12 protein-coding genes and 1 pseudogene are annotated in these 13,431 nt (G+C 67.1%); 8 read left to right on the plus strand and 5 right to left on the minus strand.

All coding sequences use genetic code 11. The annotated features are described in order from the left end of the window. The 4 genes from QOC76_RS14650 to QOC76_RS14665 form a co-directional block, all read left to right on the plus strand. Window positions 1-623: cell division protein SepF (locus QOC76_RS14650; protein ID WP_526357562.1), on the plus strand; the 623-nt coding region annotated here is incomplete at its 5' end. Between the two features lie 105 nt (window positions 624-728). After that, window positions 729-1,019, plus strand: coding sequence for a YggT family protein (locus tag QOC76_RS14655; protein ID WP_526357563.1), 291 nt, complete (start codon window positions 729-731; stop codon window positions 1,017-1,019). Between the two features lie 181 nt (window positions 1,020-1,200). Further along, complete coding sequence (gene wag31 / locus QOC76_RS14660; RefSeq protein WP_526357564.1) at window positions 1,201-2,013, plus strand: DivIVA-like cell division protein Wag31; 813 nt, start codon at window positions 1,201-1,203, stop codon at window positions 2,011-2,013. A gap of 30 nt (window positions 2,014-2,043) precedes the next feature. After that, window positions 2,044-2,373, plus strand: a complete 330-nt coding sequence (locus QOC76_RS14665) for a DUF308 domain-containing protein (RefSeq protein WP_526357565.1) — start codon at window positions 2,044-2,046, stop codon at window positions 2,371-2,373. Here QOC76_RS14665 and QOC76_RS14670 read toward each other — a convergent pair. After that, entirely contained in the window at window positions 2,370-3,047 is a 678-nt protein-coding gene (locus tag QOC76_RS14670) for a phosphoribosyltransferase (RefSeq protein WP_526357566.1), read from the minus strand. The genes QOC76_RS14665 and QOC76_RS14670 overlap by 4 nt on opposite strands. Before the next feature lie 96 nt (window positions 3,048-3,143). Here QOC76_RS14670 and QOC76_RS14675 point away from each other — a divergent pair, with 96 nt between their 5' ends. Continuing rightward, complete coding sequence (locus tag QOC76_RS14675) at window positions 3,144-4,496, plus strand: TIGR01777 family oxidoreductase (protein WP_526357567.1); 1,353 nt, start codon at window positions 3,144-3,146, stop codon at window positions 4,494-4,496. Here the strand turns inward: QOC76_RS14675 and QOC76_RS14680 are convergent. Both QOC76_RS14680 and QOC76_RS14685 read right to left on the minus strand, forming a co-directional pair. Next, window positions 4,478-5,200 (minus strand): type 1 glutamine amidotransferase, encoded by a 723-nt coding sequence (locus QOC76_RS14680; protein WP_526357568.1) that lies wholly within the window; start codon window positions 5,198-5,200, stop codon window positions 4,478-4,480. The two genes, QOC76_RS14675 and QOC76_RS14680, sit on opposite strands and share 19 nt — an antisense overlap. 9 nt (window positions 5,201-5,209) lie before the next feature. Next, the gene (locus tag QOC76_RS14685; protein ID WP_526357569.1) at window positions 5,210-6,442 is read right to left on the minus strand and encodes a serine hydrolase domain-containing protein; all 1,233 of its coding nucleotides are present in this window, start codon (window positions 6,440-6,442) and stop codon (window positions 5,210-5,212) included. A 44-nt stretch (window positions 6,443-6,486) separates the two neighbouring features. On the opposite strand from QOC76_RS14685, the gene QOC76_RS14690 reads away from it, so the two are divergent. Continuing rightward, on the plus strand, window positions 6,487-8,058 hold the full coding sequence (locus QOC76_RS14690; protein ID WP_526357570.1) for a phospholipase D family protein: 1,572 nt from the start codon (window positions 6,487-6,489) through the stop codon (window positions 8,056-8,058). Here the strand turns inward: QOC76_RS14690 and QOC76_RS14695 are convergent. Together QOC76_RS14695 and QOC76_RS14700 are read right to left on the minus strand one after the other, a co-directional pair. Continuing rightward, entirely contained in the window at window positions 8,028-9,284 is a 1,257-nt protein-coding gene (locus QOC76_RS14695; RefSeq protein WP_526357571.1) for an MFS transporter, read from the minus strand. The genes QOC76_RS14690 and QOC76_RS14695 overlap by 31 nt on opposite strands. Beyond that, on the minus strand, window positions 9,281-9,715 hold the full coding sequence (locus tag QOC76_RS14700; protein ID WP_526357572.1) for a MarR family winged helix-turn-helix transcriptional regulator: 435 nt from the start codon (window positions 9,713-9,715) through the stop codon (window positions 9,281-9,283). Before QOC76_RS14700 ends, QOC76_RS14695 begins: the two co-directional genes overlap by 4 nt. Window positions 9,716-9,809: 94 nt before the next feature. Here QOC76_RS14700 and QOC76_RS14705 point away from each other — a divergent pair, with 94 nt between their 5' ends. Both QOC76_RS14705 and QOC76_RS14710 read left to right on the plus strand, forming a co-directional pair. Beyond that, the gene (locus QOC76_RS14705) at window positions 9,810-13,115 is read left to right on the plus strand and encodes a LuxR C-terminal-related transcriptional regulator (protein WP_526357573.1); all 3,306 of its coding nucleotides are present in this window, start codon (window positions 9,810-9,812) and stop codon (window positions 13,113-13,115) included. 36 nt (window positions 13,116-13,151) lie between these two features. Next, window positions 13,152-13,431, plus strand: a pseudogene (locus QOC76_RS14710) (HNH endonuclease); the annotation flags it as partial.

Genomic DNA, 13,431 nt, shown 5'->3' on the forward strand with positions numbered 1-13,431 from the left:
ACTTCGGTATGGCGCCGATGGACGACTACGACGACGAGTACTACGACGACGAGGACCGTTCGTCTCGGCCCTACTCCCGGCGGCCCCGCGAAGAGCGCTTCGAAGACGATGGCTACGGCCGTCTCGAGAGCAGGGGTTACGAGGAGCGCATCGGTGGACGTGAGTTCGAGCGCGAGTTCGCCGAAGTTCCGGCCGGCTACCGGGGCGGCTATCTCGACGAAGAATCCTTCCGCGGCCGACGCGAGTTCGAGCGCCCGCGGTTCAACACACTGCGCGGCGCCACCCGGGGTGCGGTGGCGATGGAGCCCCGCCGGATGGCGGCGCTGTTCGAAGAGGGCAGCCCGCTGGCCAAGATCACCACGCTGCGGCCCAAGGACTACAGCGAGGCCCGCACCATCGGTGAGCGCTTCCGCGACGGCACCCCAGTGATCATGGACCTGGTCACCATGGACAACGCCGACGCCAAGCGACTCGTCGACTTCGCCGCGGGCCTGGCATTCGCCCTGCGTGGTTCCTTCGACAAGGTCGCCACCAAGGTGTTTCTGCTCTCGCCCGCCGACGTCGACGTCACTCCCGACGATCGCAGACGGATCGCCGAGACCGGCTTCTACGCCTATCAGTAGGCCCGCCGGTCGGCACGGGGCGGGTAGGCTGGCGACATCGCGCCGGCCGGCATCGGCCCGCGGCCTGTATCGAAAGTCACATCGGCTGTAGTGAGGTCGGCTTAGTTGGCCCTGTTCTTTGAGATTCTGGGTTTTGCGCTGTTCGTATTCTGGCTGCTGCTCATCGCCCGAGTGGTGGTCGAGTTCATCCGCTCGTTCAGCCGCGACTGGCACCCCAGGGGCGTCACCGTCGTGATCCTCGAGGTGATCATGACGCTGACGGATCCGCCGGTGAAGCTGCTGCGACGGCTCATTCCGCAGCTCACGATAGGGGCGATCCGATTCGATCTGTCGATCATGGTGCTGCTGCTCGTCGCCTTCATCGGTATGCAACTCGCGTTCAGCGCCGCGGCTTAACACCGCAACCCTCGCCGTTTGCCACGCGTCGAATTGGGCATAAGAAGTTTGAATTTCGCTCTTAATTATCGGCCTCACCCGCAACCGCAGGGTCTGGTGTGACAGGATGGGCGCCAGTTACTCCACTGACGTTCTACACTTTGAGATCGATTGACGGTCCTGACCATCTAGGGGGCAGAAAATGCCGCTCACTCCAGCCGACGTCCACAACGTCGCGTTCAGTAAGCCGCCCATCGGCAAGCGCGGCTACAACGAGGACGAGGTCGATGCGTTCCTCGATCTGGTCGAAAACGAGCTGACCCGCCTCGTGGAAGAGAACGCCGACCTCCGTCAGCGAGTGGCGGAACTGGAGCATGAGCTGGCGAGCGCGCGCGCAGGCGGTGGAGGGCAGCCAACGCAGGCCATCCCGCTGTATCAGCCCGAGCCCGAGCCAGAGCCCGCACCGCAGCCCGTATATGAGGCGCCGCCGCAGGCGCCGCCCGCTCCTGTCAGTGAGGACCAGCACCTCAAGGCCGCCCGCGTGCTCAGCTTGGCCCAGGACACCGCCGACCGGTTGACCACGACCGCCAAGGCCGAGTCGGAGAAGCTGCTGTCGGATGCGCGGGCCCAGGCAGACCAGATGGTCGGCGAGGCGCGGGCCACTGCGGAGTCCACTGTGACCGAGGCGCGCCAGCGGGCGGACTCGATGCTCGCCGACGCCCAGTCCCGCTCGGAGACCCAGCTGCGTCAGGCTCAGGAGAAGGCCGATGCGCTGCAGGCGGACGCCGAGCGCAAGCACTCCGAGATCATGGGCACGATCAATCAGCAGCGCACCGTGCTCGAAGGCCGGCTGGAACAGCTGCGCACGTTCGAACGCGAGTACCGTACCCGGCTCAAGACCTATCTGGAGTCTCAGCTCGAAGAACTCGGCCAGCGTGGGTCGGCCGCACCGGTCGACTCGAGCGCCAACAACGACGGCGGCGGCTTCAGTCAGTTCAACCGCGGTAACAACTGAGGCCCAAGCCCTCGGCGAAGGGATTGACCAATGTTGATCGTTGCCCTCGTGCTCGCCGTCATCGGCCTGGCGGCCCTGGTGACCGCGGTCGTCACGAGCAATGAGCTGATCGCCTGGGTCTGTATCGCGGCGAGCGTGATCGGCGTCGTGCTGCTGATCGTCGATGCGCTGAGGGAGCGCTCCCGCGGTGGCGCCGACGCCCCGGCGCAGGCGCCCGACGAGGCGCCCGACGAGGAGTTCGACGAGGAGTATCCGGACGAGCCGGCGGCTCACACGGATGCCGAAAGCACCGAAGCCCCCGCCGCCGAACCCGTCGAAAGCGATGTCGCAGAGGTCGTCGAGGAAGACCGCCCGCGCTAACGCGTCGGCGTCGCCAGCAGTTCGCGCACTTCGTCGTCGGAGACCTGGTGGAAGTCGGCGTACACCTGTCCGACCGCCTCGAACGCCGTCGGCATCATCGAACACACCACGTCATCGGCCTCCCGGCCCAGTTGCTTGCAGGCCGATGGTGGCCCGACGGGAACCGCGACCACGACGCTTGCCGGCTGTGCGGCCCGCACAGCGCGAACGGCGGCGAGCATGCTTGCGCCCGTGGCGATTCCGTCGTCGACGATGATGGCGACCAAGCCCTTCGGGTCGGCGGGCGGCCGGTCGCCCCGGTAGGCCAGCTCGCGCCGGTTGAGCTCCTCGGACTCGCGGTCGATCGTGGCGCGCAGCGCCTTGTCGCTGATGTGAAGGCTTTTCATCAGGTTGTCGTTCACCACCAGGCCACCGCCGCTGGTGAGGGCTCCCATCGCGAGCTCTTCCCACTGTGGCACGCCGAGCTTGCGGACGAGGAAGACGTCGAGCGGTGCCCCGAGCGCGGCCGCGACCTCCCAGCCGACTGGCACGCCGCCGCGGGCCAGGCCCAGGATCAGGAGATCGTCTCTGCCGTGATAGGCCGCCAACCCTTGAGCCAGGACCCGGCCGGCTTCACGGCGGTCCCGGAAGGTACGTCTCGCGCTTTTTCGGGCGAGCCCACTCCAACCGGCCATGACTGCGTCTTCCCATTTCGGGGACTGGTTCAGCCTACGACGGGCAATCCAAAACCGCATCGACTCCGAATCACTGGAACCTAGCCGGAAGGAACCATGGGCATCGAGTACGAGAGCGTCGTCGACCACCCGTTGGGCGAGGTGTTCGCCTGGCACACCAGGCCGGGCGCCATGAGCCGGCTCGTTCCGCCGTGGCAGCCGATGTCGGTGGTGGCCGAAACCGAGTCGCTGGCCGATGGTCGGGCGGTGCTGGGCCTGCCGGGCGGCCTGCGCTGGATCGCCCAGCACGATCGGGACGGTTTCGATCCGCCGCACCGGTTCGTCGACGTGCTGTCCTCGGCCGGACCGCGATCGCTGCCGCCGCGTGTCATCGGCTGGTGGCGGCACACCCACGAGTTCTCGGAGGCACCGGGGGGCGGCACCACGGTGCGCGACGGGGTGGACACCACGGTGCCCGCTGCAGCGCTGCGGCCGACGTTCGTCTACCGGCATCGCCAGCTGGCCGACGACCTCGCCGCCCACCGCGACGCCACCGCCGCGGGCGCCGAGCCGATGGTCGTCGCCGTCACCGGCGCATCCGGGCTGATCGGATCGGCCCTGACGGCGCTGCTTACCGCGGGTGGGCACCGGGTTATTCGGCTGGTGCGCCGGGCCGCGCGCGTCAAGGACGAGCGGCAGTGGCGGCCCGAAGCCCCCGCAGCCGACCTGTTATCGGGCGTCGACGCCGTGATCCATCTGGCGGGCGCCTCGATAGCGGGTCGATTCACCAACGGCCACAAGGACGCGATTCGCGACAGCCGCATCGAGCCGACGCGCAGGCTGGCGCAGGCGGCGGCCGACGCCGACGACGGGCCGCAGGTGTTCGTCAGCGCCTCGGCGATCGGCATCTACGGATACGACCGCGGTGACGCGCTGCTGTGCGAGGAGAGCGTGCGCGGCGAGGGTTTCCTGGCAGACGTGGTGGCGGACTGGGAGGCGGCGACAGCTCCCGCCGACGACGCCGGCATTCGGGTGGTCACCGTGCGCACCGGGATCGTGCAGGCGGCGGCGGGCGGCACCCTTCGGCTGTTCAGACCGCTTTTTCTGGCCGGTCTCGGCGGGCGTCTGGGCAGCGGCGAGCAATGGTTGTCCTGGATCGGTATCGACGACCTGCTCGACGTCTACTACCGCGCCGTTTACGACGCCCGGCTGGTCGGTCCCGTCAACGCCGTCGGACCGACGCCCGTGCGCAACGCCGACTACACCAAAACGCTGGCGGGTGTGCTGCACCGGCCCGCCCTGGTGCCTGTGCCGTCGTTCGGGCCCTGCCTGTTGTTTGGCGGTCAGGGCGCCCGCGAGCTGGCCGAGGCCGACCAGCGGGTGGTGCCGACGAAGCTCACCGAGTTGGGGCACCGGTTTCGGCACGCCACCGTCGAGGATGCGTTGGCCCATCAGCTGGGACACGGCTGACGGGCGACCCTCGATAGGAAGCCGCGCACCAGGGCGCGGATGCGGCGGGCCGCGTCGTTCTCGAAATGCCTTGTCGCCGAACGTAACTCGTCATGGGTGAGGCCGACGCTGGCCACCTCGCCGTTGCGATCGTCGGAAAGCCAGACGTCCAGAAGCGCGTGATCCACTTCAGGGTGGAACTGCAGCCCGAGGGCTCTGCCGAGCACGAAGGCCTGTGATGCGTTCGCGGTTCTCGCGATCTCGGTGGCGCCAGGGGGCAGCGTCCAGGTGTCGAAATGCCATTCGAACCAGGAGCCGCCGGGTATCAGGTCCTCGTCGTCGGATGCCACCTCGTACCAGCCGATCTCGGGCTCCGTCGACCGGGCCACCGTCCCGCCGAAGGCCTGGGCGAGCAACTGACCGCCGAAGCACACGCCGAGCGTGGGCACTCCGGCATCCGCGGCATCGCGCAGCATCTGCATCTCTGCGCCCACCCAGGTCTGGCGCAGTGCCTCGTCATACACCGGCCACCGTGCGCCGAGCGGCACGACCACGTCGTAGCCGGCCGGATCGGGGAACGCCACCTCGCCGACCGGGTCGTCCACCCGATCGGCGGGCACCACCTCGAATGTCGTGACCTGATAGCCGCATTCGGTGAACGCCTCGCCGAGAAGTCCTTCGGTCGCCATGTGCTCGTTGTGGATGAACAACACTTGCGGTGCCATGGTGAGAGATTATTTCGGAGGCATCGGCGGCGCGTCGTCCGGGGCGAGTTCGGTGGCGATGCGGCGGAACAGCGTGTCCGCCTCGTTACGGTAATTACCCTGGTCGTCGAACGCCTCGGGTTGGTAGGTGACGGCGATCGCCACCGAGATTTTCTTGGCCGGAAGATAGGCCATCACGCCGGCCTCACCGGCGAACAGCGGGTTCTGCACCAGCCAGTCACCGGAGATCACGATGCCCATGCCGTACGTATAGCTCTCGTTGGAATCCATACAGGTGGTGCAGCCCGCCATGGCGCGGGTCTTCCCGCGCAGGTCGGTCGACTTGAACTTCTCATACGAGTCCTTGGAAAGCAGCTTGCCCGAACCGAGCCCGGACGCACTGGCCTCCATGTCGTAGATGTTCGTCGTCTGGATGGCCCCGTGCGTGATCGTCCATGACGGGTTCCAATACGTCGATTCTTCGTAGAACGGTGTGCCGCCGGGTATCTCGAGCGCCTTGCGGCGTTCGCTGGTGAATGCGTGCAGCGCAGGCGCCGGAATCTCCGGGGTGAACGAATTGGCGGTGTTGGTCAGTCCGAGTGGCCGAAGCACCTTGTCCTCGAGCAGCCGCGGCATGTCGTCTCCGGTCGCCTTTTCCAGCGCCTTGCCCAGCAGCACATAGTTGGTGTGCGCGTAGTTCCAGTTCGTGCCGGGTTCGTAGAGCAGCGGCTTGGACGTCGCGAAGCCGAGGAGCTCATCCGGCTCCCACTGCTTGAAAGGGTCCTGATAGAGCGCCTTCTCGAACTCGGTGTTGCCGATCACGTAGTCGACATAGCCGGAGGTCATTTGGGCGAGCTGGCCGAGGGTGACCCGGTCGGCGTTCGGTACGTCGGGCAGCCATTGGGACAGCTTGTCGTCCAGGCTGACCTTCTTCTCGTCGACGAGGATCAGCAGAAGCGTCGAAACATAGGAGATAGCCACAGCGCCGTTGCGGAAATGCATGTCGGTCGACGCGGGAACGTTCGTCATCGAGTCGCCGACGGCCCGTGTGACGACCTCCTTGCCGTCGACGGTCACCCGGACGAGCACCGCTTTCAAATGCTTCTGCGCCATCGTGTCGCGCACGATCGTCATCACCGCATCCGCCTTGGCCGGCTCGGTGGTCGGCGCAGGCGATTCCTTCTCGGGGGGCGTTGTGGGTGCACAACCCGCAAGCACCAGCAGCGCGCAGACCAGTGCGAGGGCGCGACGGACTGCGAGCATGCGGTGATCTTGACAGACCGCGTGCGGCGGCGGTGCGTTTGGACATGATCACCTACGGCTATCCGGGTCGCGTGCCACAGCTCGCAGACTGGTTCCTCACAGCGGCTGAGCGAGGCAACCCGGCGAGCAGGATTCCCGCTTGGTGCGAAGGCAGCCGCGCCGAGCCGCTGATCCATGGCGCGACGTATTTCGACCGGCTGGTCAGCGAGGTCGAGGTGCTCGGTGAGGGCGACTACCTGTTCTTCACCGACTGGCGCGGCGACCCCGACGAGAAGATGCGCGACGACGGCCCGACCATCAGGGAACTGTTCTGCTCAGCCGCCGAGCGTGGCGTCGTCGTCAAGGGTTTGGTGTGGCGCTCGCATCTCGACAAATTCGCCTACAGCGAGGAGGAGAACCAGCATCTCGGCGAGGCGATCGAGCGTGCGGGCGGAGAGGTGTTACTGGACCAGCGCGTCCGCTTCGGCGGTTCTCACCATCAGAAGCTGGTCGTCATCCGGCATCGGGACGAACCCGAGCGCGATGTCGCGTTCGCAGGCGGCATCGACCTGTGCCACTCCCGTCGCGACGACGAAACGCACCGCGGTGACCGGCAGGCGCAGCAGATGTCCAAGGAGTACGGGGACCACCCGCCGTGGCATGACGTCCAGCTTGCGCTGCGGGGTCCGGTCGTCGGCGCGTTGGACACGACCTTCCGGGAACGATGGAACGATCCGGCTCCGCTCGACATGCTCTCGCCGATCGCGTGGCTCGCGGACAAACTCCGCGGCGCGGATCTGACGCCGGGCGCGCTGCCGGATCAACCTGCCGATCCGCCGCCGTGCGGTCCACACTCGGTGCAGGTGCTCCGAACATACCCGGATGCACACTTCGAGTACGACTTCGCGCCGCACGGCGAGCGCAGCATCGCGCGTGGATATTCCAAGGCCGTCCGGCGCGCCAGGCGGCTCATCTACACCGAGGACCAGTATCTGTGGTCGAAGCGGGTCGCCGACCTGTTCGCCCGCGCGCTGAACGACAATCCCGAACTGCACCTGGTTGCGGTCGTGCCGCGATATCCGGATGTCGACGGCCGACTGTCTTTGCCGCCCAACCTCGTTGGACGACAGCAGGCGATCGAGGCGTGCCGCGCGGCGGACCCCGAACGGGTGCACATCTTCGACGTCGAAAACCACACGGGGACGCCGGTATATGTGCACGCGAAGGTGTGCGTGATCGACGACGTATGGGCCACGGTCGGCAGCGACAACTTGAACCGGAGGTCGTGGACTCATGACAGCGAACTGTCCTGTGCGGTACTGGATGACACCGGAGAGTTCGCACGGGATCTGCGGCTGCGACTTATTCGCGAGCACCTCGACCGCGCGCCCGACGGCAGCGACGACGACGGGCTCGTCGACCTCGACACTGTAGTGACGACGATCGAGGCGACGGCACAGGCGCTCGAGATGTGGCATGTCAACGGCCGCACGGGCGCTCGGCCGCCCGGCCGGCTGCGTCCGCACCGCCCCGAGAAGCTGGGACTGCTGACCCGGTTATGGGCCGAACCGGCATACCGGGCGTTCTACGACCCGGACGGCCGGTCCTACCGCGCCCGGCTCAAGGGCGAGTGGTGAACCGATGAGTCGTCGGGCTCATCGGCGGTGCGGCGCAGATACACGTAGGCAAGTGCTGCCGCGATCGCGGTGAGCACGCCGGCGAGCATGATGGTGGCCCGCACGCCGAACTGCTCGGCGAGCCATCCCATCAGCGGCGCGCCGATCGGTGTCGTGCCTCCGATGGCAACGACCAGCAGTGCGAGCACCCGCCCACGCATCGCCGGTGCCGCCGTCAGCTGCAGCCAGGTGCTCGCGACGGACTTGAAGAGGACACTGGCCGCGCCGAGCGCGAACACCGATCCGAACGCCACCGCCAGCGTGGGCGACAGGCCGGTGGCCACCAGGAGAACGGCCAGAACCGTTGCCGCACCCACAATCCGGCCGATCGTCGCGCGCATTACACCTGCGAGCGCCAGGCCGCCGATCACCGATCCCGCGCCGAGCGCGCCCAGCAGATAGCCGACGGTGCGTGCGTCACCGTGGAAGGTCTCGCGCCCGAGCAGCGCCAGCAGAAGCTGGAAGTTGTAGGCCACCAGACCGACCGAGGCCAGCAGGGCCAGCGGGCCGAACAGTCGGGGGGTGGCGCGCACGTAGGCCAGTCCCGCACGCAGTTGGCCTGCGCCACGGGCAACTCTGTCCGGAGCCGAAAGGTCCACGGGTCGCATCAGGAGCAGGCCGGCGAGTACCGCGAGGAACGACAGTGCGTTGACGAAGAACGTGTACGGCAGCCCGACGGCGGCGATCAGGACTCCGGCGACCGCCGGACCGACGACCTTTCCGGTGTCCTGGATGATGTTGTTCAGCATGACCGCGTTCGCCAGGTGCGGCGCGGAGACCATTTCGCTCGGAAAGGACTGTCGCGCAGGCTTGTCCAGCGCGTCGATGAGTCCGCCGACGACCGCAAGGCCGAGCACGAAGCCGACGTTGATGTGGTGGGTCAGCGTAAGAACGCCGAGCAGCAGCGACGGGATCATGGCCGCCGACGCCGTGACGATCAGAATCGTTCGCTTGTTCATTCGGTCGGCCAGCAGACCGCCCCACGGCGCGAGGAAAAGCAGCGGCAATTGCTGCACGGCAAGTGTGATGCCAAGCCACCCACCGGAGTTGGTCAGTTCGAGCACCAGCCAGGCCTGCGCCATCTTCTGCATCCAGGTACCGGCCAGCGACACCGACTGGCCGATGAAGTACAGCCGGTAATTGCGGGTCCGCAGAGAGATGAAAGTCGCGTTCAGGTAGGGCTTCACGCCTTGACCGCCAGCAGCTTCTCGAATGCTGTGACGGAAGCCAGCAGTGCCGCCTGGTCGGCGGCGTCGAGTGCCTCGAACTGCCGCAGCAGGTAGGCCTGCTGGCGCGAGCGGGCCTCCCGCAGCACGGCGGCGCCATGGGCGGTGACCTTCACGAGGGATACCCGACCATCTGTGGGGTCGACCCACCGGTGCAGGTAGCCCGCGTCCTCGAGCTTGCTCACCAGTCGCGTCATGGTCGACTTGCCGATCTGCTCCAACCGGGCGAGCTCTCCGAGCCGCAGCTCGCCGTGTCGTTCCACGGTGGTGAGCGCGGAGGTCTGCGAAGCCGTCAAAGGCAGGTCCGCACGCTTGCGTAGCCGGCGTGCCACCCGGTGCACCGCCTGGCCAAGGGCGGCCACCCCAGGGGCGTCGGTCATCGGAGCGGTCATCGTGTCTCGCCCTGAATAGTACGCCTAGCGTACTTTCTCGGTGGCATGGAGATATACGCGCTTACGCTGATGTTTCGCCCCCGGTCACGACCGCATGCTGGCTAGCATGAGCCAACTCGAGTGGAGCGAACCCGCGGACGTGAGGAGCAGTATGGCCTCCGCCGTGAGCGGGCTACCGACAGGAACGGTGACGCTGCTGCTCGCAGATGTCGAGGGGTCGACGCGGCTCTGGGAGACCCAGCCGCAGGAGATGACGACCGCAATCGCCCAACTGGATGCCACGCTGACGAACCTGATCGCCGCTCATAGCGGCGTGCGCCCGGTCGAGCAGGGCGAGGGGGACAGCTTCGTCGTCGCCTTCGCCCGTGCCAGCGATGCGGTCGCGTGCGCGCTGGCGCTACACCGCGCGCCGCTTGCGCCGATCCGGCTGCGCATCGGCGTGAATACTGGCGAGATCCAGTTGCGCGACGAGGGTAACTACATCGGATCGACGATCAACCGCACGGCGAGGCTTCGGGATCTGGGTCACGGCGGTCAGACGCTTCTGTCGGGCGCCACCGAGGCGATGGTCGTCGATCACCTGCCCGAGGACGCCTGGCTGAACGACCTCGGCACACATCCGCTGCGCGATCTTCCCCGGTCGGAACGCGTTCTGCAGCTGTGCCATCCGGACATCCGCAACGACTTTCCGGCATTGCGAAGGACGGAACCCGAGAATGCGCAACGCCTTCCGGCGCAGCTCACCAGCTTCATCGGACGTGAGCGCCAGATATCGGAGGTGCGCGAGCTTCTGACCGCGAACCGACTGGTCACACTCACCGGCGCGGGCGGGTCAGGCAAGACGCGTTTGGCGATTCACGTCGCGGGCGTTCATCCCGATGACGTCGGATACGTCGACCTGGCGCCGATCACCGACCTCGATCTGGTGCCGGTCGCGGTGTCGCGCGCGCTCGGGCTTCCCGATCAGCCCGGCCGATCCACGATGGACAGCGTCGTCCACCACATAGGGGATCGCAGGCTGCTCCTAGTGCTCGACAACTGCGAACACCTTCTCGACGCAAGCGCCGACCTGATCGCCTCCGTGCTCGAGGCTTGCCCCGGCCTGACGGTGGTGACGACAAGCAGGGAACCGATCGGTCTCGACGGCGAGGTGACCTGGCGGGTGCCGTCGCTGTCGCTGACCGACGAAGCCGTCGCGCTGTTCACCGACCGGGCGCGGCGGGTGCGGCCCCGATTCACCGCCGTCGACGACGACGCCGTCACCGTCACCGAGATCTGCAAACGGCTCGACGGAATGCCGCTTGCCATCGAACTGGCGGCCGCCCGGGTTCGCGCGTTGTCGCTCACCGAAATTCGCGACGGCCTGCACGACCGCTTCCGGCTACTGACCGGAGGCTCGCGGCGGGCGGTGCGGCGCCAACAGAGCCTTGAAGCCTCCGTCGACTGGTCACATGCGCTGCTGACAGAACCCGAACGCATCCTCTTTCGCCGGCTGTCGGTGTTCATGAGCGGGTTCGATCTCGCCGCCGCCCAGGACGTCTGCAGCGGCGACGCTCTGCCGCGCCACCAGATTCTGGATCAGTTGGCGTTGCTCGTCGACAAGTCGTTGGTCGTCGCCGAAAGCGCAAGCGGCCGAACCCGATACCGCCTGTTGGAGACCGTGCGGCAGTACGCCATGGAGAAGCTCGGCGAGTCGGGCGAGGCCGACGATATTCGCGATGCCCATCGGGGATACTTCACGTCGATGGCCGAACAGTTCGACGCGCCGACGCCCGCTGGCTTTGAAAGCCTGCTGGACGAGGCCGAGATCGAAATCGACAACCTCCGCGCCGCGCTCGCATGGAATCAGGAGCACGGGGAGACAGATCGCGCATTGCAATTGGCGTGCTCGCTGTACCCGGTGTGGCTGGTGCGAAACAGACCGCTGGAGGGCTTGGCGTGGTTCGACTCCATCGGCTTGAGCGACCCGGACGCAGACGTGACTGCGGCTGTCCGTTCGCGGTCGCTCGCCGACAGCGCTGTGCTGGGAGCCTTCACCGTAGATGCCCAAGTGATCGACAAGGCGGAAGAAGCGCTCGCCATCGCGCGCGAACTCGACGATCCCGTCCTGCTCGCCCGCGCACTCACCTCCTGCATAGCCGCGGCCGCATTTGAAGTCGGATCGGCGCTGCCGTACATCGCCGAGGCGCTCGACGTGGCCAGAGAATTGGGTGACCGTTGGCGGTTGAGCCAGATCCTCGCGTGGCACTCATACACGGCGTGCCTGGCGGGGGACCCGGTCGCGACCGCTGCCGCGGGCGAGGAAGGCGAGGCGCACGCCGAAGCATCCGGAGACCGCTTCATTGCCCGCATGTGCCGCTTCTGGGGTCGCGGAGTCGCGAGCTTTCAGCGCGGCCACCTCACTGAGGCGGTCGCGGTGCTCAGTGATCTGGTCGTCGAGGCGGACGCGGCCGGAGATGTCTTCCACGGGCTACTCGCGCGCATCGCCCTCGCACACGGAATGCTGAACCGGGGCGACATCGCCGAAGCGAGGAAACTATCGGCCGAGGCTGTGGAGCTCGGCTCGGTGCTCGGCCCCTTCGTGGAGATGTGGGCCTTGGCGCCGTTGGCGCAGGCAGCGCTGGCCATGGGCGACGTCGCTGCGGCAACCGAAGCCACCGACGTTGCGTGGCAACGGGTAATGGCGCAACCGGAGCTGGTGATCGCGAACGTCATGCCGACGGTGGAGCTCGCATTCGTTCGCGGTGACCTCAACGAGGCGAGGCGGTTGTCCGATGATTCGGTCGCGCCGATGGCGGGTTGGCACCGTGCGAGGGCATTGACAACGCGTGCCCACGTCGCGATCGCACAGGGCGATCTGGAGCAGGGTGAAAGCGATGCGCATGACGCGCTCACCATGGCCGTGGACATGCACGTCTATCAGGTTGTGCCCGATGCACTCGAGATCCTGATGGAATTGGGTTGTGCGACAGGGAGTAATCGCGAAGCCGCGCGGTTCGGCGGTGCGGCAGAAGCGATCCGGCTACAGCAAGGAGGCACGGTCCGGTTCACGACCTACGAACCGGCCTACGCGGCGGCCGTCACGAAACTTCACGATGCGCTTGGTGACGCATTCGACACCGCGTGGGCCGCAGGAGCGGCGCTGTCGCTGAAAGAGGCAATCTCCTACGCACAACGCGGGCATGGCGAGCGGAGAAGGCCGTCGACGGGTTGGGCATCCTTGACGCCGACGGAGCACGACGTCGTTCGGCTGGTCGCCGAGGGACTCGGCAACAAGGACATCGCCTCGCGGCTTTTCGTGTCCCATCGCACCGTGCAGACGCACCTGACCCACGTCTACTCAAAGCTCGGCATCACGTCGCGTGTCGCGCTGGCCCAGGAAGCCGCCCGGCACGGCTGACGAGACTTGTCAGACCGCCGAACTATATTCGAATGTATGTTCGAGCATCGCGAACGAGGTGCGTTGGTTGAGCGGATCGCCGAGTTGGAGCGGGTGAAGTCGGCGGCGGCGGCTGAGCAGGCGCGTGCGGCGGTGGCGCTGGAGGAGTTGCGGCGCGCCGATGAGGCGGCGGCCGGGGTGCCCAGGGCCCGGCAGGGTCGCGGGGTGGCCAGTGAGGTGGCGTTGGCGCGGCGGGATTCCCCGGCGCGCGGCGGTCGGCACCTGGGTTTGGCCAAGGCGCTGGTGTATGAGATGCCGCACACGTTGGCGGCGTTGG

This window comes from Mycobacterium sp., from assembly GCF_032159565.1.
Classification (GTDB): domain Bacteria; phylum Actinomycetota; class Actinomycetes; order Mycobacteriales; family Mycobacteriaceae; genus Mycobacterium.

Excerpts from the sequence above, each read along its gene's own strand:
- wag31 (WP_526357564.1), top strand. The coding sequence starts at position 1,201 with ATGCCGCTCACTCCAGCCGACGTCCACAACGTCGCGTTCAGTAAGCCG.
- QOC76_RS14665 (WP_526357565.1), top strand. The coding sequence starts at position 2,044 with ATGTTGATCGTTGCCCTCGTGCTCGCCGTCATCGGCCTGGCGGCCCTG.
- QOC76_RS14670 (WP_526357566.1), bottom strand. The coding sequence starts at position 3,047 with ATGGCCGGTTGGAGTGGGCTCGCCCGAAAAAGCGCGAGACGTACCTTC.
- QOC76_RS14675 (WP_526357567.1), top strand. The coding sequence starts at position 3,144 with ATGGGCATCGAGTACGAGAGCGTCGTCGACCACCCGTTGGGCGAGGTG.
- QOC76_RS14680 (WP_526357568.1), bottom strand. The coding sequence starts at position 5,200 with ATGGCACCGCAAGTGTTGTTCATCCACAACGAGCACATGGCGACCGAA.
- QOC76_RS14685 (WP_526357569.1), bottom strand. The coding sequence starts at position 6,442 with ATGCTCGCAGTCCGTCGCGCCCTCGCACTGGTCTGCGCGCTGCTGGTG.
- QOC76_RS14690 (WP_526357570.1), top strand. The coding sequence starts at position 6,487 with ATGATCACCTACGGCTATCCGGGTCGCGTGCCACAGCTCGCAGACTGG.
- QOC76_RS14700 (WP_526357572.1), bottom strand. The coding sequence starts at position 9,715 with ATGACCGCTCCGATGACCGACGCCCCTGGGGTGGCCGCCCTTGGCCAG.
- QOC76_RS14705 (WP_526357573.1), top strand. The coding sequence starts at position 9,810 with ATGCTGGCTAGCATGAGCCAACTCGAGTGGAGCGAACCCGCGGACGTG.